This window comes from Pedobacter sp. (assembly GCF_035317785.1).
Taxonomy (GTDB): Bacteria; Bacteroidota; Bacteroidia; order Sphingobacteriales; family Sphingobacteriaceae; genus Pedobacter.
Window position 1 is genome coordinate 13796 of record NZ_DATHGC010000120.1, and the last position, 18626, is coordinate 32421.

Annotated in this window: 17 protein-coding genes; 8 read left to right on the forward strand and 9 right to left on the reverse strand. The window is 45.3% G+C overall.

Features of this window, described 5'->3' with window-relative positions; genetic code table 11:
• Positions 1 to 26 precede the first annotated feature (26 nt).
• From VK541_RS07260 to VK541_RS07295, 8 genes are all read left to right on the forward strand, one after another.
• Positions 27 to 572, forward strand: a complete 546-nt coding sequence (locus tag VK541_RS07260) for a YceI family protein (RefSeq protein ID WP_324368401.1) — start codon at positions 27 to 29, stop codon at positions 570 to 572.
• Position 573: 1 nt separating this feature from the next.
• Entirely contained in the window at positions 574 to 981 is a 408-nt protein-coding gene (locus VK541_RS07265) for a hypothetical protein (RefSeq protein WP_324368402.1), read from the forward strand.
• A gap of 201 nt (positions 982 to 1182) precedes the next feature.
• Positions 1183 to 1746, forward strand: coding sequence for a YceI family protein (locus VK541_RS07270; RefSeq protein WP_324368404.1), 564 nt, complete (start codon positions 1183 to 1185; stop codon positions 1744 to 1746).
• A gap of 25 nt (positions 1747 to 1771) precedes the next feature.
• Positions 1772 to 3154, forward strand: coding sequence for a hypothetical protein (locus VK541_RS07275; RefSeq protein WP_324368406.1), 1383 nt, complete (start codon positions 1772 to 1774; stop codon positions 3152 to 3154).
• A gap of 90 nt (positions 3155 to 3244) precedes the next feature.
• Positions 3245 to 3679: a thioredoxin family protein gene (locus tag VK541_RS07280; protein ID WP_324368408.1), complete on the forward strand. Its 435-nt coding sequence runs from the start codon at positions 3245 to 3247 to the stop codon at positions 3677 to 3679.
• Positions 3680 to 4621, forward strand: a complete 942-nt coding sequence (locus VK541_RS07285; protein WP_324368410.1) for an FAD:protein FMN transferase — start codon at positions 3680 to 3682, stop codon at positions 4619 to 4621.
• A 1-nt stretch (position 4622) separates the two neighbouring features.
• Positions 4623 to 4853, forward strand: a complete 231-nt coding sequence (locus VK541_RS07290) for a DUF4266 domain-containing protein (RefSeq protein ID WP_324368412.1) — start codon at positions 4623 to 4625, stop codon at positions 4851 to 4853.
• Between the two features lie 7 nt (positions 4854 to 4860).
• A complete protein-coding gene (locus VK541_RS07295) occupies positions 4861 to 6081 on the forward strand; it encodes a DUF3570 domain-containing protein (protein WP_324368414.1) in 1221 nt (406 codons plus the stop codon).
• Between the two features lie 96 nt (positions 6082 to 6177).
• Here VK541_RS07295 and VK541_RS07300 read toward each other — a convergent pair whose 3' ends face one another.
• From VK541_RS07300 to VK541_RS07340, 9 genes are all read right to left on the reverse strand, one after another.
• A complete protein-coding gene (locus VK541_RS07300) occupies positions 6178 to 7455 on the reverse strand; it encodes an acetyl-CoA hydrolase/transferase family protein (RefSeq protein WP_324368416.1) in 1278 nt (425 codons plus the stop codon).
• Positions 7448 to 7864, reverse strand: a complete 417-nt coding sequence (locus VK541_RS07305; protein WP_324368418.1) for a hypothetical protein — start codon at positions 7862 to 7864, stop codon at positions 7448 to 7450. Before VK541_RS07305 ends, VK541_RS07300 begins: the two co-directional genes overlap by 8 nt.
• Positions 7865 to 7875: 11 nt before the next feature.
• Positions 7876 to 8907, reverse strand: coding sequence for an alcohol dehydrogenase AdhP (adhP, locus tag VK541_RS07310; protein WP_324368419.1), 1032 nt, complete (start codon positions 8905 to 8907; stop codon positions 7876 to 7878).
• 25 nt (positions 8908 to 8932) lie between these two features.
• Positions 8933 to 9811, reverse strand: coding sequence for a universal stress protein (locus tag VK541_RS07315; RefSeq protein WP_324368422.1), 879 nt, complete (start codon positions 9809 to 9811; stop codon positions 8933 to 8935).
• 107 nt (positions 9812 to 9918) lie between these two features.
• Positions 9919 to 12492 (reverse strand): hypothetical protein, encoded by a 2574-nt coding sequence (locus VK541_RS07320; protein ID WP_324368424.1) that lies wholly within the window; start codon positions 12490 to 12492, stop codon positions 9919 to 9921.
• Positions 12493 to 12494: 2 nt separating this feature from the next.
• Positions 12495 to 13004, reverse strand: a complete 510-nt coding sequence (locus VK541_RS07325) for a DUF4402 domain-containing protein (RefSeq protein ID WP_324368426.1) — start codon at positions 13002 to 13004, stop codon at positions 12495 to 12497.
• Positions 13001 to 17512: an ice-binding family protein gene (locus VK541_RS07330; RefSeq protein ID WP_324368428.1), complete on the reverse strand. Its 4512-nt coding sequence runs from the start codon at positions 17510 to 17512 to the stop codon at positions 13001 to 13003. The genes VK541_RS07325 and VK541_RS07330 overlap by 4 nt, the downstream gene beginning before the upstream one ends.
• A 12-nt stretch (positions 17513 to 17524) precedes the next feature.
• Positions 17525 to 18358, reverse strand: a complete 834-nt coding sequence (locus VK541_RS07335; protein ID WP_324368430.1) for a hypothetical protein — start codon at positions 18356 to 18358, stop codon at positions 17525 to 17527.
• Positions 18359 to 18431: 73 nt separating this feature from the next.
• The coding region (locus VK541_RS07340) for a DUF4402 domain-containing protein (RefSeq protein WP_324368432.1) at positions 18432 to 18626 on the reverse strand (195 nt) is incomplete at its 5' end.

Below are 18626 nucleotides of genomic sequence, written 5' to 3' on the forward strand. Positions count from 1 at the left end.
TTTTTGGTTCAGTACACTGGCGACCATTGCCAAAGTCTCTTGCAACCAAATGGATATTGAGCAAGGAATGTACATTAAAAGTCAGCGGAAGTACCAACATCAGCAAATTCAGCTGTATCATCCCTAACTACCCGGCAGCAGACACCTTGTTCATTTATAAAACCGGTCAAAGCGAACAGGTTAAAATTACAGGATCAATGGTACTTCATGTACAAAGCTTTGATTGTCATAACCCTATGATGACCAAAGATCTGAGGAAAACATTAAAGCAAAAGGAGTTTCCAAAAATCAGGATCAGTTTTATAAATCTTAGTAAATACCCTGATGCCGGTGGTGAGGAAGAACAAATAAAGGGAGTGGTCAATATAGAACTTGCAGGAATTAAAAAAAGGTTTGACATCAATTACAGGGTTATTCCAAATGGAACTGTGAAGCTGACATTGATAGGAAGCCAAACCATAAACTTTTCTGATTTTAATATAATTCCGCCAAGAAAACTAGGGGGCATGATCAAAACCAATGATATTTTGAGCGCAGAATTTGTACTTAAAGTGACCATCTTAAACGAATAAAATGAAGAAAATTATCTTTCCTGGCCTTGTAGCAGGAACAATATTATTTACATTATGTTACGGTAGTCTGTATATGGCTGTCCAGTTTTTCCCGGGCATATTTATCGAATACAGCAATCCGCTTTTTAACTCTGACGGAAGCAGGGACTTACTATTCTATCTTCATGCCTTTATCATTAGTCTCGCGCTTTCCTGGTTTTGGGAAAGGTTCAAAAGCTTGTTTCATGGTCATTTTCTTTTGAGGGGACTTGAATTTGGCTTTGTCTACGCTGTAGTGGCCCTGCTACCTGTCATGTGGATCACTTTCAGCGCTTTGGACATCACAATTTTAATGATCTTCAGCTGGTTTGCTTATGGTCTGATGCAGGCAATTATTGCCGGGATCGTGTTTGCTAAAATCAACCCATAACCATCTCAGTAATTAACCTTTAAAGGTGACCAGCATCATCATTACAGATGTTTCCCATCACGTTTCATACGCTCAGTGCAGGGTACTTTTGACTAACGGTTCCGAATTAACGGCCCGTCACTAAACACCCCGTCACACCTTATGAAAACACCTTGCATTTTACAATTTTTATATTGTACCGTATTGATTACCGCCCTGTCAATGACAGGCCTCCGCGCTCAGGACCTTTATAAACTGAGCAGTTTAAAAGAAAGCAACATTAAAGTCCTTGGCACATCCAATGTCCATGACTGGTCAATGGAAGCCCAAAACCCTACCGCAGAGGCTTCATTCAGTCCCCTTGCCGGCAATGATGGCGTACCAAAGAACCTGATCTCACTGACTTTCAGTGTCGCTGCTAAAAGTCTGAAAAGTGAACGTACATCAATGGACAACCGGACTTATAAAACCATCAAAGCGGATGCCTACCCTAAAATAACCTTTAAGCTTGTCAGTTCAGCCATAACGCCGATAAAGAAAAATGCATTTCTTATCAAGGCTACCGGCACGTTAACTATTGCGGGCACTTCCAAAACCATTGCCATGCAGGTTAACGGGAGTGTAAATGAGGACAATTCGATCACTTGTTCGGGTCAGCAAAAAATAAAACTTACAGATTTTAATATCCAGCCCCCGAGTTTTATGATGGGCGCAATGAAAGTAGGTGACGAACTGACCATCCAGTACGATCTTAATTTCAAAAAAGCAACACAAAATTCAAAATAATACGCACAGCAATAAATCAATAGTCATGAAAACAAATATACGATTTGCCGGTTTCACCGGTGTCCTTCTTCTGGCCTGCGCGGCAAGCCCTTTTACAAGCTCTGCCCAATTTCAGAAAGTAGATAACCTGAGACCTTATGATAAAAGCGGCATCAATGTTTTTGAAGATCCGAAAGACTCAAGCTCAGTTTTTGATGGTCTGAAATTAAAGTTCGGAGCTGGATTTACCCAGCAGTTTCAAAACCTGAAACACAAAAACCCGGGCGCTTTAAACAACACTATCGGGTCGTTTAACCCGGCCGTAGCCGGCAACAGGTTAAAAATAATTACTCCAGGTTTCCAGACTGCCCAGGCCAACCTGTACATGGATGTGCAACTGGCCGATGGGATCAGGTTAAATATCACCAGCTACCTTTCTACCAAACACCACAACGAAACCTGGGTCAAAGGCGGATACATTCAGTTTGACAAACTTCCGTTCAAGGGCAAAATCTGGGATGATCTTATGAAGGTTGCTACCATTAAAATCGGCCACTTTGAAGTAGACTATGGTGACCAGCATTTCCGCAGAAGCGACGGTGGAAGCACGATCTATAACCCCTTTATGGAAGGTAACATCGTAGATGAGTTTGCAACCGAGATCGGCGGGCAAGTGATGGTCAGGAAAAATGGCTTTTTTGGGTTGATCGGTGCAACCAACGGAATGATAAAAGGCAACGTAGATTCATTGTACGCAGCATCAAATCCGGATGGCGACTACCACAAATCGCCTTCCATACTACTGAAAGGTGGGTTTGACAAACAAATTATGAAAGATGTGCGCATCAGGGTAAGCGGTTCTTATTATGGCAATCAAAGCTCTGGAGGCAATACCATATTTGGTGGTGACCGTTCAGGCTCCAACTATCAGTATGTGATGGAGTTAAACTCCGCAAATCCAAGCAGCACAACCGGAGCGGGCACGCCATTGGCATTCTCAGGCCGTTTCAATCCCGGTTTCAACAAAAAAGTAAATACTATAATGCTCAATGGATTTTTAAAAGTAAAAGGGTTCGAATTGTTCGGAACTTATGAAACAGCTTCCGGCAGAACAGCTAAGGAAACAGATACACGAAAAATGAAACAGTTTGCAGCAGATGCCGTCTATCGGTTCGGAACAACCGAAAACTTCTTTATCGGTGCTAAATACAATACAGCAACTGCACGGCTGGCCAACACCGCAGCAATTACCTATACCGATGACGTCAAAGTTGACCGCATAGCTGGAGCAGCCGGCTGGTTTCTAACTAAAAATATCCTGTTAAAAGGAGAATACGTCGTTCAAAAATATAAAGCCTTTCCAACACAGGACTACCGTGCAGGCGGCAAGTTTAATGGATATGTACTGGAGGCAGTTGTTGGATTTTAAGGCTGAGTTTCATCATGGATTTGTATTTTTTTAATACTTGTCCTTCGACTTCATAATGTCTTCAGAATTCATTCCGACTTTTATACCAATATGAAACCACTGGCAATTTTATTAGTTTTATTTACACTGCCGCCTTTAATCTGGACCGGAAATTTTGACGAGGCTTTAGCAAAGGCAAAAACCTCACACAAAAAAATCCTCATCAATTTCTCCGGATCAGACTGGTGCGGACCATGCATCAGGCTTAGAAAAGAAATATTAGAAACCGTTGTCTTTGAGAAATATGCTGAAGAACATCTTATACCTGTCCGCGCAGATTTTCCGCGGCAAAAAAAGAACAAGCTTCCGGCAGCCCAGCTAAAACTCAACGAAGAAATGGCAGAGCTGTATAATCCTGATGGTAAGTTTCCCTTTACGCTGCTCGTTGACGAAAACGGTAAAGTGCTCAAAACCTGGGACGGATTTCCAAACGAAAGTCCGGAAAATTTTGTCAAAGAAATAAGTGATCTGCTCAATAGTAAATAAATGATATCCTTGGTACCGGTAGTGTCAGGCAAAGTAGTAAAACTGATGGGCAACCGTTTTGAATTTACAGTTACAGGACATGGTACAGACCCTGGCAGCAAGGCCATTGAGGCCGCTATTGACGAAGTTAAACGTATTGAAGATCTGCTTAGCACATTTAAAGATACTAGCCAGACGAGTCTAATCAATCTGTATGCGGGGATAAAACCTGTAACCGTGGACCCGGAGGTCTTCCATCTGATCGAGCGCTCCTTAAAAATCTCGGACATTACTCAAGGGGCATTTGACATCAGTTATGGCTCCATAGACAAGAGCCTTTGGAACTTCGATGTCAACATGACTACACTTCCAGACCGTGAAACTGCCCTTAGATCTGTAAACCTGATCGATTATCGAAACATCATTCTGGACGCTAAAAATTTAACCGTGATGCTAAAGCACACAGGAATGCGTATCGGCTTCGGAGGCATAGGTAAGGGATATGCAGCGGACTGTGCAAAACAAGTGATGCAAAACATGGGCATTGAAAATGGTATAGTAAACGCAGCCGGGGACCTTATAACCTGGGGCACCCAGTTAAATGGTCAGCCCTGGACCATAGGTATCGCCGATCCAGATCAGAGTAACCGTCCTTTTTCTGCCTTAAACATCAGCAATATGGCCATCGCAACATCGGGAAATTATGAGAAATACGCCACCATCAACGGCGAAAAATATTCTCACACCATCGATCCCAAGACCGGCTTGCCTGTTAGTGGAATAAAAAGCGTAAGCATCATTTGTCCCAGTGCTGAACTGGCCGATGCGCTCGCGACCCCGGTGACCGTTATGGGTGTGAACGTGGGGCTTGACCTTATTAACCAGCTGCAGCAGGTCGCCTGCATTATTATAGACGACCGTGATCAGTTGTATACTTCCAGGAACATTAATGTAAAACAATGATATGAAAACGTCAATTCGATTATCCATATTTCCGGGTATGGCTCTTCTTGCTTTTAGTATGCTGAATGCATGTACTACCGTAAAACCCTATCAAAAAAACCGTCTGAATGATGCCGAGATGATCCTGTCATCCCGTTCAGCACAGAAGTTCGAACAAAGCTTTCAACTCTATCGTGAAGGCGGATCAGGTGCCAATGGTGGCAAAAGCGGAGGTGGCTGTGGCTGTAATTAACTAGGTTATGAGAAAAATATATTTGCACGTACTGATGCTGTTCGCGGGTGTTTTAGGTGCCCAGGGACAGATCAGGATCAAACCTTTTTCTGCAGACAGCAGCAATTACCATAGCCGCAAATTAAAAATTGACGAAATTAACCTGGTATCTGCTTACTATCACCAGACTGGAAACAACTCAGCTGTTACCGGCGGGATCGGAACCGAAAAGCTGAGTGATTTTGCCAATACCATCGACCTTCAATTGTCCAAATATAATAAGGCCGGAAACAAAAATGCTTTCACCTTTGAATTGGGAATAGACCATTATACCTCGGCGTCATCAGATAAGATAGATCCAAATTCGATCTCTTCCGCTTCGATGGCCGATAACCGCATCTATCCATCATTGAACTGGACCCACAGTAATGAAAAGACTGGCAATTCAATCGGTTTTACAGGATCCTATTCAGGAGAATATGACTATCAGTCGATTGGTGCCGGATTCAACCTCAGCCATATTTCCAAAGACAAAAATACCCAATTAGATGTCAAGCTGCAGGCTTTTTTGGATACCTGGACGGTTATCCTCCCAATTGAACTCAGGAGCGGAGCCAATACTGGCAACGGGCACGAATCAAAAAGCGAAGGTACAAGCCCCCGCAATAGCTTCAGCACCTCGTTTTCCCTCTCGCAAGTGATCAACCAGCAGCTTCAGATTGCGCTTATTGTAGAACCTTCTTATCAAAAGGGGCTGCTTGCCACCAAATATCAGCGCGATTACTTTACTGACGGCTCCTTGAAGGCAGAAACCCTTCCCGGCCAGCGATATAAGCTGCCAATAGCGGCCCGGCTCAACTATTTCGCCGGCGATCATTTACTGATCCGCAGCTACTACCGGTATTATATGGACAACTGGGGTATCAGGGCACATACAGCTGAACTTGAGCTTCCTGTAAAACTAAGCTCATTCTTATCCATCAGTCCATTTTATCGTTACAACAAACAAACCGGCACACGTTATTTTGCTCCTTACGGTCAACATGACCCATCAGCAGCTTATTTTACCAGCGATTATGACCTTTCTACGCTAAGCAGTGACTTTTACGGCGCCGGAATCAGACTGTCTCCACCGAATGGGGTCTTTGGCTGGCAGCATCTAAGTATGCTGGAACTAAGATATGGTCATTACAACAGGTCAACAGGTCTTGCGTCCAACATCATTACATTAAATCTTAAAGTGAAATAATAAGTTAACAGCATCCGGGATTTCTGGCCCCGGATGCTGTAATTTAATGACCAGCATCAATTCGGTTAGTACGATACTGAAAGATAACAAATATGCTTAACCAAATCTCTTGAAACATGCTTTCTCCAGCATCTCCCTATGGTCCGGATGGGCGATCCCCGTCAAGGCTTCTGCCCTTTGTTTAAGGTTCTTGCCAAACAGGTTCACAATACCATATTCAGTCACCACCCAATGTACATGCCCCCTGGTAGTCACTACACCAGCACCCTCCTTAAGAAAAGGAACGATCCTGCTGATGCCTTTTTTAGTCTGGGACGGCAATGCTATAATAGGTTTTCCGCCTTCAGACAAAGAAGCGCCCCGCATAAAATCCATCTGCCCGCCGATACCCGAAAACTGGTAGGTTCCTATGGAATCTGCACAAACCTGACCGGTCAGGTCCAGCTCTATGGCACTGTTGATGGCAGTTGCCTTTGGGTTTTGCCTGATGATGCTCGTGTCATTGACATAGCTGATATCCATTACCCTCACCGCCGGATTGTCGTCCACAAAATCATAAAGGTTCCTGGTGCCTGCCATAAAAGCGGTCACTGACCTTCCCCTGTTCAGTTTCTTCAAACTATTATCGATCACCCCACTATTGATCAGTTCTATCACGCCATCAGAGAACATTTCTGTATGCAGGCCAAGGTTTTTGTGTCCAGCCAGATTTTTAAGCACCTGGTCAGGAATACTCCCGATTCCCAGTTGTAAGGTGGCCCCGTCCTCCACAAGTGAAGCCACATGATAACCGATCTTGCTGACGACATCATTGGTTTCGGCCGCATAATCCATAATTGGCAGTTCCGCATCCTGGTAGACGAAAGCAGTAATCTTATTAACATGGATAAAACTTTCTCCATGGGTTCTGGGCATTCGTGAGTTTATCTGGGCGATGACGATCCTGGCCGTGTCCACGGCCGCCCGGGCAACATCAACCGAGGTGCCCAGTGAACAGTAGCCATGCATATCAGGTGGCGAGAGCTGCACCAGTGCCACATCAATCGGCAGTATATTTTTGCGAAACAATTGTGGGATCTGACTTAAAAAGATCGGCACATAGTCGCCCCGTTCGCTATTGACAACTGCTCGTGTAGCAGCAGAAACGAATAAAGAATTCACAAAAAAAGACCTGCGGTGTTCCGGCAGGTCAAAATTCACATCTCCAAGCGTGGTAATGCTCACCAGCTCTACATTGGTAAGGTCTGCGTGCCGCCTTTGCATGGCCTTCACCAGGCAGACGGGCGTTGCGGCGCTGCCATGGATAAAGACCCTGCTGTCCGATCTGATGAGTTTCACCGCCTCATCAGCCAGCATTATTCTGGCCCTAATCATACAGGTCATCATTTTGAACCAGTTCCTCTATCATCCTGAACAACACTTTTTTAGTCTTCCGAAAAGCCCGGTTAATATCATTCATCAAATATTCCAGGTTAATCTGTTTTGCTTCCAGACTTTGTACATCCTCCGGAATGACATCATCAGACATCATTTCAAGGAAAACGATCTGCAGACTCAGTAACTCTTCTGTCTTTCTGCCCTGCTCTTCCACAATGCAAAGATCTTTTTTGTTCCCTTTCAGCTTTTCAATATAATGAGGCGCAGACAGTCTTATAAAATAATCATCCAGCAACCGGTTCAAAAAAACCAGTTCGGTGCGATGAAAATCCAGGTCCAAAGACCACTGCTTTGCTATCGCAAAATATTGTAATGACCTCGATGGCCTGTTAATTAATGTTTCCATATTCTTGTTTATTATCCTGCTATATCTAAAACTATACGTCCCTCGATCTCTCCTTTTTTCATTTGCTCCAAAACATCGTTGATATCTTCCAGCTTTGCGGTATGAATTGTTGCTTTGACTTTGCCTTCCACAGCAAAACCAATGGCTTCCTGCATATCCTTACGTGTACCCACGATTGACCCCCTCACCGTAAAGCGGTTCAGGACGGTTTCAAAAATAGGCAGGCCAAAACTTCCTGCCGGAAGCCCGTTGAGTGCGATGGTACCCTTCCTCCTCAAAGTGGAGAGCGCCTGCTCAAAGGCGATCGGCGAAACTGCAGTAACCAGCGCTCCATGCATGCCGCCGGTCTCTTTTTTAAGAAAAGCACCGGGGGCCTGTTCTCTCGCATTTACCGTCAGGTCGGCGCCAAGCCTTTTGGCCAAAGCAAGCTTTTCATCAGAAACATCAATGGCAGCGACATGCATACCCATAGCCTTAGCGTATTGGACCGCCAGATGACCCAGACCCCCAATACCTGAAATGGCAACCCATTCACCTGGCTTAGTCTCTGTCTCCTTAAGACCTTTATAAACCGTCACCCCTGCACAAGTAATAGGTGCCATTTCCTGAAAATTAATCCCTTCAGGAAAATGGGCTACATAACGTGCATCGGCGACTACATATTCTGCATAACCCCCATCCACACTGTAACCACCGTTTTGCTGGGATTCACACAGTGTCTCCCAGCCTGTGATGCAATATTCACAGCAACCGCAGGCACTAAACAACCAGGGCGCCCCCACAATATCTCCCTCTTTAAGATTAATCACGCCCCGGCCCAAAGCCACGACATAACCAATTGCCTCATGTCCGGGAATAAGGGGCAGTTTAGGTTTAACTGGCCAGTCCCCCATGCAAGCATGAAGATCTGTATGGCAGACGCCACTTGAAACTACTTTCACCAATACCTGGTTCTCGCCCGGACTTTTCACAGGAACCTGTTCTATTTTTAACGGCTTGCCAAACTCATACAGCACAGCAGCCTTCATTGTTTTAGGAATCATACGCTCATATTTTATATTGTGAAATTTAAAAAACCGGGTTCAGTCCCTCAGGAAAGACCAATAAAGGAATACGAATATGATCCGCCTGCTTCTTGGTATAACTACCCTTAACCATGCGGTCCAAAAATCCGAGCGGACGATGAATCATGACCAGCATATCGATATTTCCATGCTCACTTAACCAATCCAGCCCATCGCCCACGCGGGCATTATTGATCCGCCGGAAAAAGATCTTATCATAATTAACCTTAGCTGTAATGTCGTTCAAAAATTCGTCTTCTTTTTTAAGATGCTCATTACATTGCCTCCTGTCATCGCTGACATGGACCACGACGATCTCCGCATCAAAATAGCGGGCAAACCCTGCGAGCGAATGCAGGACTTCAATGTCCTCTACTCTGAGATCGGTGGCAAATGCGATCTTCCTGATCTGATTAAATACAAAACCCGAAGGGATCAGCAGCAAAGGAAAACCACCTTTTTCAATCAGGTTTCGACTGCTGCTGCCTAATATAAACTTAACGGTAGCGCCAATACCCGACATGCCAAGTACCACAAGCTGCTTTTGTTTTTCATTAACCAGTTCAGCCACCATTTCCGATATCACTCCAGCCTCACTCTGGCATTCAATATCCGGATGGAAAGAGTATTTGCTGGCCGCCGCATGACTTTCTTCATCCAGTTTTCTTGCCAAATCAGACAGATGCGATGAAGTTTCCGCTTTAAGCGTTGAATAATCATAAGCAGGAAAGGCCGCCTGTCCCGCCAAAGCGTATTCCGCGGGAATTAAAAAGGCATGACAAAGCTCAATATTAGTTTTCATGTACCGTGCAAGATGCAAAGCATACGTTGCGGCATTTTCGGCAGAATCAGAGAAATCAGTGGGTATTAAAATCGTTTTCATAGTCTTATCTTAACACCCTAAATCTCAAGGTTATTCCTGTTTCAGCTGATGACGATTATCATTAATTAACCTGATCTTAAGAAGCTAAAAAAGTGATCCCTGTCATCTTAATTTGATTCCTTTTCAAGGTCATCGGGTTCATCTATACGTTCAACTACAAACATGAGGGTGTCAATCACCGTACCTTCGATGTCAGGAATTATAGTAAACGGTAATGAGCCGGACACAGCAACTATGTTTAACTTCTTTAAGCCCGCACTGTCAATCCGGGCGGAATAATTCCCGGGCAACAAGCCTAAATAATTGAAATAACCCTCGCTTTCTGCGAGGGTACTGGCGATGACAACAGACTTGTCATTATAAAAATTAACAATGATCCGTCCAAATGCCTGGTCATAATTACTGCCTTTTAAGGTAATCCTGCCCGACACTTCACCATATACCAGCACTGGTACGTCGACTTTTTTCACTGAATTAGGGTCAACCATAATGCTATAGTTTTTCTTAGGAAGCTGCCATGCTAACCTTTCAAAACCTTCGGTATCTAACTCAATGTTATAGTTCACATATGCTTCCATGTCTGTAATCCGGATGGTGGTATCTTTTAGGCTTTTCTCAATCCGACCGCCATTGATGCGAACATTAAGCCCCGGGGCCCTGGGTTCAGCAGCGTCATGCAGGCCATTGGCATTCATATCCAGATAAGGGCTCAATATAATGGCACCTTTACCTACACTGGTATGGGTATTAAAATCAAGGTATTTTGATCTGCGATCGTAGAACAGGCTGCCGGTTACCGATTCAAGATGGGTGATCACACTATTGCTTTTTCTAACTGAGGCCCTTGCCCGTGCAAACGAGAAGTCATACCTTAAACCGGCCTCAATATTACTGAAATCGCTGCTGAAATTCTTCTCAAAAGAAATGTTCACATAGCCCTTTTTGAACACCCGGCTTTCCAGCTCAGTTTTAATCCCGGCGAGTTTTTTTTCTGCGTACTCATATTGCAGTTGCTGAGTGATCGTGGTATTTTTCAGGAACCGGGCAGCTATAGAAAAATTGCTGTATACATACGGATCATTATCGGGTCTGAAAAAGGCAAAGGTATTAATGGTGGTATTGCAAGAACCAATTGATGTCGACATGAGCCATTCAGCTGCGGTGTATTTAAAATAAGGAAGAATAAACTGCTCAAGTGTGATCCTGGAATATGCCGAAAAAGATTTGCCCCTCAATGGCAGGGAAAGACTTATTCTGCGGTCTTCCATAAAAGTATTGTTGATCGCTGTTTGCCCTTTTTTATACCAGGTATTATTAAGTTCGAGCTGCAAACCTGAAGGAAGGTTATAGCTCAGTAAAATTTTTGACCGTACCATATGATCATATTCTGCCGAAAGCAACAGGTTGGGAAGTACACGTGCAGAAGTATTTATAAACGGTATGGCTGTTCCGGATGTGATCGATGAAAGATATTCCGCCCCGGCACCAATAGTGATGAACGTATTTAAACCAAAATTGCTGCTAAAACGTGAAAACCTGCTTTGATGACCGTCTTCTACCATACCGGTTGTGGCTGTGTATTCAAATTCATTTTTAGGTAAAAAATTAAAAGGGATACTGATATTTTGCTCGCTCGAACGTTCTTCACCGTACAGGCCATAAAAACGCAGTTTCACTAAAGAGGTTCCGTAAACAAGCGGAACATTAAAGGAATAAAAACCGGCAGCATCTGCTTTAACATAATTTACGAGTACGTTGTTCAGATATAGTTCCACGGTCCAGTTGGGCTCTGTGTGGTTACTGAGTACATATGACCCAAAAGACCTTCTGTAAGTAGTCGGGGTATTGGTCAGTTGAATGCCGACCAGCGGTGCATAAATAGAGGAGATGGACTGCCCGGATATTTTTCCTGCGGAAATCTGCTTTGCGAAAGCATTGTCATTGTTGGCGAACCTCCACAGATAATACTGCTGGCGCTCAGAAAATGACTCGGCACTGTAATGGTTCAAAACCACATTGGTCTCGCCTCCTGCAATTACACCCCCAAGCCCCAGACTGAGCCTCGTATCTCCTGTTCCCGCAAGGTTTTCTGAGGTAGTAACAACTGAATAATCGGCTGTGCCAAAATGAAACAGGGGATAGCTCCTGCCTATACTGGTATCAGACTTAAACTGGCCTTTCAGTTTATTTACATTGGCGCGCATTTGCTCCTGCCTCAATTCGCGGATGACGGGCAGCTCGAGGTCGGTACTGAGCGTTACTGAGAGATTGCGAAAGCTGAACAAACAATTGAGTCCGAAAACTTTACCGAAATATTCTGATTTTAAAAACAGGTTTCCTGACGCAGAGATGAGTTCATCGGGCTGCAGTTCATAGATCTTGTCCAGAAAAACAATGCGGTTGTGTTTCTTGTCAATGATAAACTTTGACTTAGGATCAATTAAAGCCCCGCTGATCGAATCGGCGCCTGCTGAAACGACATTTCTTATGCCCAGAAAAGTGAAAATATAACTTACAGGCAAGTATACCGTTTGATCGACGATCAGGGCCGGGACTTCAATTCCGCCTACCCGCTGTACGTTTAAAAAAATAGAAACCTCATCAAATTCCGGCACAGAATGCGCTTTGCTGCTGCCGATCAGGAAAAGCACCGTGAAAAAAGTTAAGCCCCATAATTTCATGATCAGGGCTGTATAAATGTAACCGTAAAACTGCCATTGTAACTACCCGGAGGGCTGGCAAGCGGGTTAAAGACCGTAAGCGTACCGCCGATCCTGATCAACGTGCGGCCCGGGGACACAGCGGTAGCAATAAATGGGCTGCCCAGGTCAGAACTGCCAATATGCAGGCTCATCGTGCCCCCGTTGCTGCCGGCTAAATTCACATCAGGCCCGTTACTGATGGTGATGATGGTTCCCGGCTCGGCATCTGCTTCAAAAATCGCTGGTGAAAAAGAAAACCCTAAACTGGCCTGGATAATGCTGCCACTTGCAGACCTTGATCCATTTGGATAGATGATTACGGTACCACCGGAGCCACCCTGGTAAAAGGCACCAAAGCTTAATCCCTGGGCCGGATTGATATATATGGCGATAGGTCGTGGTGGCTTTTCGATGGCAAGTGTTATCGGTTTGCGCTGTGCGCAGACCGAAAAACTTAAGGACATTAGCCCGCATACTAAAAATAATTTCATTTGTCTCCTCCGATAAGTACTTTTTTTGTATGCGTGCCCTTTGGCGTAATAAAGCTAACGATGTATACTATGGCTGGAGACAGGTGATGCAGCTCATAATCGCCGTTTCCGTTAATGGGCTGCCGTGAGATCAGCTGTCCGGTCATGTTGCTGATCAATAGATATCCCTTTTGTTCACTGATCAGTTTAATGTGGATAAATAAGCTCCCCCCTGACCCGTACAAGCTGTATTCATCCTTTTTTTCGAGCGAGGCATTCAGTTCGGTAAATCTTAGTGAGAAACGCCCGTTGTAAACGCCCTGATTTAAGCTGACCGTGAACCTTGGATTTAAGAGCAGGTCTTGTTTTGTGCCTGTCACAGCATCCATCAGATAGATATGTAAAGCGTTGGGCCATTCCTCTGTACTGCGTAAATTGAAAGTAATGGCGCCATTGCGGCCGGTTTGCAGTCCTAATGGAATTACGGTAAGTGTATCCAGCTCAGGTAAAACATTGATGACAAGTTTTGAAGCATCGGCAGCTAAAGAATAAAGATTGGGGAGCTGATCATCCAGGTTCATGAGTTTTATGGCATCCAGATTTTTGTCAAAAACAGCGCTTGCCTGATCACTGGTATAAATGATAAGAGGATCTGATGATTGCTCCTGGTCAGAAAAGTTTGCACTTAGCCTAAGCAGTATACGTGGTTTTTGCGGGTCCCGGGTCGGCAGGGAACTTAAAGCAGATTTATGAAAAACAGGGGACAGGTTGTTCACCCTTACCTGATTATTGACACCCAATGTACCCATTACCGGATAGCTGCCATTGCTTACATGTACAAAAAATCCCTGCATGGATGCGATGATATTTCCTGCAATGCCATCACTGGACACACCGTTGATGTAAGTGCTGTAACTACCAGTGTACTGACTGGTAGTTCCCGAGTTAAAAAAGTAGACCGCATTGTCAATATTGGTTTTTATCCAGCCGGAGGCCGCATTCCAGTCGATAGGCGATGGATAAGGGTTGCCAACCAGGTTAAAGCCTTCTGAATACGGCTGATTGTGGTTGTATATGGTTGTAGAAATAGTTCCGTCATTTACTGCTCCGGCAATGCTTACTGTTTTTTGAATGGTTGATGCGCCAAAATCCGCGGCATATCCATGCATAGGAACAAGCGGGTTTGCAAGGGCTGTATAGGACGTGAAACCGGAACTTGCCTGATTTTCTATATAGGTGTAAAAATTGGGGAAAGAGGCATTGAGATCTACCGTGCCCGCGAAACTGTTTACCGTAGCGGATTGCACCGGCGAACTGAAATATTTATACCCGTAGCCGGCCACAAGGTAGCGCTGCATGGTCACGTTTCCCGACACACTGCCTGTTCCGGTACCGTCAATCAACGCGGTTTGCGCAGCCGAAGATGCAAGGGTAAGAAAACTGCCTGTATTAAACAGGCCATTGGATACCAGTAGTATTCCGCTAAGGTTTAAGGCTCCGCCCAATGTAACCCCGGCGGCATTGTTAATGGTAAGATTCTTAATGACGCCCCCTGTAAATGTGGACGAGGGTATGATCTGGGCGGCTGTTCCGTTCATTTTTATAGTGCCTGCCGACAGATTAAAAAGGCCGGAGTTGCTGATGACTCCATTAATCTGGAGCGTTGCGCCTGTTACCGTCAACGACGCGCTGCTTTGCACAGTTATATTTTTCACCAGTCCCGTACCTGTGTTCAACACCGGATGATAAGGTGAGCCGGGTGGAATTATGGTATTGGTTGCAGCGGATGGAATTGTTCCGTTAAGCCAATTGTCAGCAAGATGCCAGTCTGTACTGACGGCTCCGGTCCAGGAAGCACCTGACACACAGATCGCTACCGTTGAGGATAAAGCATCAATAGCGATGGCTCCAAGAGTAGAGAATAATCTTCCTTTAAGTGTACCGCCTGCGGCGATAGAAGCAGCTCCGTTATTGGCAATAAGTGTTCCTGCCATGGACGTTGAAGCGCCCAGTGCTATTGCACCCTCTACTTTCCAGTAAACATTGCAGGCTGATGCACCATTAATCAGGTTAACGGTTGTGCCTGCACCTGTGGTAAATGCACCCCCGATTTTAAAGACAAACAATGCACTGGCATCCCCCTGCGCATCCAGGGTGAGCACCGCAGCTACAGATGCGGCAGCCGCGAGATTGTAAATACCAGGATAAAGTACTTCACCATTTCCAAGAACGGCTCCGTGAACGGCAGTTGGAGAAAAGGAATTAAGCTGGTTGTAGGCTGATAGTACATCTGCCGCACATTGAACGGTTACTGAATTGGCCGTATACATATTGCCGGCTACAACGGAAATTTCAAATCCGGTGATGGCACCGAGATTTGTTCCGATATCGCCAGTGATGTTGGAAACTCCCGTATTGCCTACCGCCCCGCTATTGGTAAAAAGGGTGAAATTAGCTGCGGTTCCCAAATTTACACTTGGAGGAGGAACTATCGCAATACCTGTAGTTGTCTGGTATTGATTACACCCTGATCCGGCGGCAATGGTATAGGTAACCGTGTAAGAACCCAATACGCTTGACTGGACATCAACCAGGCCACTAACCGGATTGACAGACAAACCTGCAGTGGAAGAATAGGTACCACCGGCTGTACCAGACCGGGTTACTGCTGCCGTCAAAACATCCGAACGATAAGGAGAACCCGCATAAGTAATCGTTGCGGACGGACCTGGAGTAACCGTAACAATAATGGTCGCGGGGAGACTGAGACAGCCGCCCACGGTTTGGGTTACGGCATAATTTACAGACCCTATGGTTGTGGTAGAGGGAACAGGTGCGACCAGGGAACCGCTACCCCATACTAGATTTGTTCCTGTAGCAGTTAATGCGGTAGCTGTAGAGTTCTGACAGTAAATTATCGGGCTGCTTACCACCGGAGCAGCTGGTGTGCATGCGCATCTGGGTATTGATGCAGATACGCCGTCAACGGTAACAGCCCCTAAGGTGGAAAACATCCTTCCTTCAAGTGTGCCGCCGGCGGCCATAGATATTGCGCCATTGTTTGCAATGACCGTTCCCTTCATGACTGTAGATGCGGCCATGGCCACTGCGCCTTCAGCTTTCCAAAACACGTTACATGCAGTGGCCCCATTAACCAGGTTCACCGTAGTGGCTGCCCCGGTAGTTAATGCCCCGCCTATTTTGAAGATGAAAACCGCATTGGGATCTCCCTGCCCGTCCAGGGTCAATGTTGTGGCTACTGACCCTGCCGCGGCAATTGTGTATGCCCCGGGAAAGAGAATTTCCCCATTTCCAAGCACGGGTCCATGCGTGGCAGTAGGAGCAATGGCATCTATCTGAACACATGCAGCCTGCAAATCTGTCATAGCCTGTGTAGTCTGGGCATTGGCAATATGCATGGTACCAATCACATTTGAGATCTCAAAACCGGTGATCGCTCCAACGTTGGTCCCTGAATTGCCGGTGACGTTTGAAATCCCGGTGTTGCCTACAGCTCCGCTGATTGTATAAAAGGTAAAATTTACCGCCGATCCAAGCGCCGGGGCATTCACCCTGCCGGTTGACTGGCTACCGCTTAATGCAGCACTTAATGCCCCCTCTGATACCGCATAAACTTTCCAGTAATAGGTCGTATTTATGTTCAGACCGGTCTGAACGGAGGAAGTGGCGCCTGCTGCGGTTTGCGAAATCAGACTATAACTTATCCCGTCTGCAGACCTGTAAATAACAAAACCATTTTCATTGGAAGATAAGTCTGTCCAGTTCAGTGTCATACCTGTATAGCTCAGACCTGAAAATGTCAGTGAACCAGGTGCTGTCGGCACTGGCGGTGTAAAAGTGTATGTTTTGCCAGAGACGGGCTTGGTCGTTACATTTGCTTCCGCGGTGGAACTTACACTGGTCCCGGCATTATTTACGGATAAAAAATTACCGGACCCTGTCGGGATACCCGTGATCCCAACTGATACCGAGGGAATCACTACAAGAGTAGCTTCCGGTCTGTAAATAAATTCAACTATTCCGGTACCTTCATGAAATTTCACCTGGAAAGAACATGTGCCGCCCAGTGCAAGTAAACCCCATTTTGTATTCAGATATTGTACAGTCAATATCTTGCTGCCCGCGGTACCTGTTGTCTGATAAGTTACATTTCCAAAAGCCATAATGTCAAGATCATCCCAGAAAGGAGCGATTATTGGCCGGGGGCTTCCCCCTGAAGATAAATTATTTGCAGCCGGGTTTCCCGAAGGTATCGGGCCAAGAGCCAGCCAGCCATTTGTACTTGCAACGACATTGATGTAACGGACACCCATGTACCAGAAATTAAAACCCAACGGTATCAGCCCCGAGAGGCCCGTATCGGTATCACCTGTCCAACTGGTGCTGACCGGAGCAGACAAAGCAGTGAATGTACCATTATTTGCGGCGAAAGCATAATTGGTTATGGTCTGAGCGTTTAGCTGCAATCCCGTAAAAACCAGCAAAAAACCAGCAAGAATAGCTTTCATAATCATTCATAGTCAAAAGAGAATAAGTTCTTTCTCGGCAATAATCTCGGCTTTCGAATCCGAAGGGGATATAAATATGATGTGTAGTTTACCTTTATGGTAGTCTGCAATGGCATCTTTATCAAGGTTGAGGATAAACTGACGCCCGGCGTTGGGTGTATAAATTGCAAATCCCTTTGCCAGTCCAACTTTTGTGGCCTTGCCCTGTGCCGAAATGTGGTTAACCTTTATGTCACCATAGACGGACACATTACCCAAACGACCGAAGGTCATCTTTAATTGAGGAATACCTGTAGTGCTGATTTGGAGGTCAGCCGCAATAAGCGTTACCTTGGTTGTCGTTATTCCATTGCGGATAATTACAGGAATAGCAATGCCAAATATTGGAACCAAATGCACTGAGATTGTTTTTGTACTGCTATCCGGGTTTTTGCCGCCGGGTGGCTTATCATTAGGTACAGCCCTAAAATATAAATGAGACCTGTATTCGCCTGGTTTTAAGTCAGCTGTGTTTATCGTTTGTATTTTTACGGTTTGTGCCTCATTTGGAGCAAGAGTGACACTTCGGGGGAAAAACCGGAAGTTTTTATCTGCAAAATACTGACCGGAATCCGGTTGAGTAATGCTTTCAAAAGCACCATTTTCCAGCATCCTGTATTGAATCACAGAGATCAGGTATTTGGAGGTATCAGTACCCGTATTGGCCAGATTAAGCTCCTGGGTCCTTTTAGCTCCTTCAAAAACTACCCTCCTTGGGATAATGATCAAATTGCCTTGCGCCATGGATTTAGAAGCAACCGCGAGTAATCCTGAAAGAAATAAAATAAAAAGAAAGGCGTATTTCATGATGTTCATGATCATAAGGGGTGTCCGAAAAGGAAACCACCTCCCCAGACACCCTCCTAAAGTATTGTTAACCTTAGTTGTAATTTACTGTTACTGTAAAGGCAGAATTGGTATAAGTTCCTGCTGCCTGATCTACAACCAGGTGCAAAGTAGCGCCTACGTTAAGCGTTTGCGTGCCGCCCAATAACTGACCTGTGTTTTCCGGCGAACTCGTAAACGTGTCCACGGTCATGGTATTGGTACCACTTGATATCACTATAGCACCTGG

What these genes read in the sequence shown, in the direction of transcription:
- VK541_RS07265 (WP_324368402.1), top strand. Translation starts at nt 574, where the DNA reads ATGAAGAAAATTATCTTTCCTGGCCTTGTAGCAGGAACAATATTATTT.
- VK541_RS07270 (WP_324368404.1), top strand. Translation starts at nt 1,183, where the DNA reads ATGACAGGCCTCCGCGCTCAGGACCTTTATAAACTGAGCAGTTTAAAA.
- VK541_RS07275 (WP_324368406.1), top strand. Translation starts at nt 1,772, where the DNA reads ATGAAAACAAATATACGATTTGCCGGTTTCACCGGTGTCCTTCTTCTG.
- VK541_RS07280 (WP_324368408.1), top strand. Translation starts at nt 3,245, where the DNA reads ATGAAACCACTGGCAATTTTATTAGTTTTATTTACACTGCCGCCTTTA.
- VK541_RS07285 (WP_324368410.1), top strand. Translation starts at nt 3,680, where the DNA reads ATGATATCCTTGGTACCGGTAGTGTCAGGCAAAGTAGTAAAACTGATG.
- VK541_RS07290 (WP_324368412.1), top strand. Translation starts at nt 4,623, where the DNA reads ATGAAAACGTCAATTCGATTATCCATATTTCCGGGTATGGCTCTTCTT.
- VK541_RS07295 (WP_324368414.1), top strand. Translation starts at nt 4,861, where the DNA reads ATGAGAAAAATATATTTGCACGTACTGATGCTGTTCGCGGGTGTTTTA.
- VK541_RS07300 (WP_324368416.1), bottom strand. Translation starts at nt 7,455, where the DNA reads ATGATTAGGGCCAGAATAATGCTGGCTGATGAGGCGGTGAAACTCATC.
- VK541_RS07305 (WP_324368418.1), bottom strand. Translation starts at nt 7,864, where the DNA reads ATGGAAACATTAATTAACAGGCCATCGAGGTCATTACAATATTTTGCG.
- adhP (WP_324368419.1), bottom strand. Translation starts at nt 8,907, where the DNA reads ATGATTCCTAAAACAATGAAGGCTGCTGTGCTGTATGAGTTTGGCAAG.
- VK541_RS07315 (WP_324368422.1), bottom strand. Translation starts at nt 9,811, where the DNA reads ATGAAAACGATTTTAATACCCACTGATTTCTCTGATTCTGCCGAAAAT.
- VK541_RS07320 (WP_324368424.1), bottom strand. Translation starts at nt 12,492, where the DNA reads ATGAAATTATGGGGCTTAACTTTTTTCACGGTGCTTTTCCTGATCGGC.
- VK541_RS07325 (WP_324368426.1), bottom strand. Translation starts at nt 13,004, where the DNA reads ATGAAATTATTTTTAGTATGCGGGCTAATGTCCTTAAGTTTTTCGGTC.
- VK541_RS07330 (WP_324368428.1), bottom strand. Translation starts at nt 17,512, where the DNA reads ATGAAAGCTATTCTTGCTGGTTTTTTGCTGGTTTTTACGGGATTGCAG.
- VK541_RS07335 (WP_324368430.1), bottom strand. Translation starts at nt 18,358, where the DNA reads ATGAAATACGCCTTTCTTTTTATTTTATTTCTTTCAGGATTACTCGCG.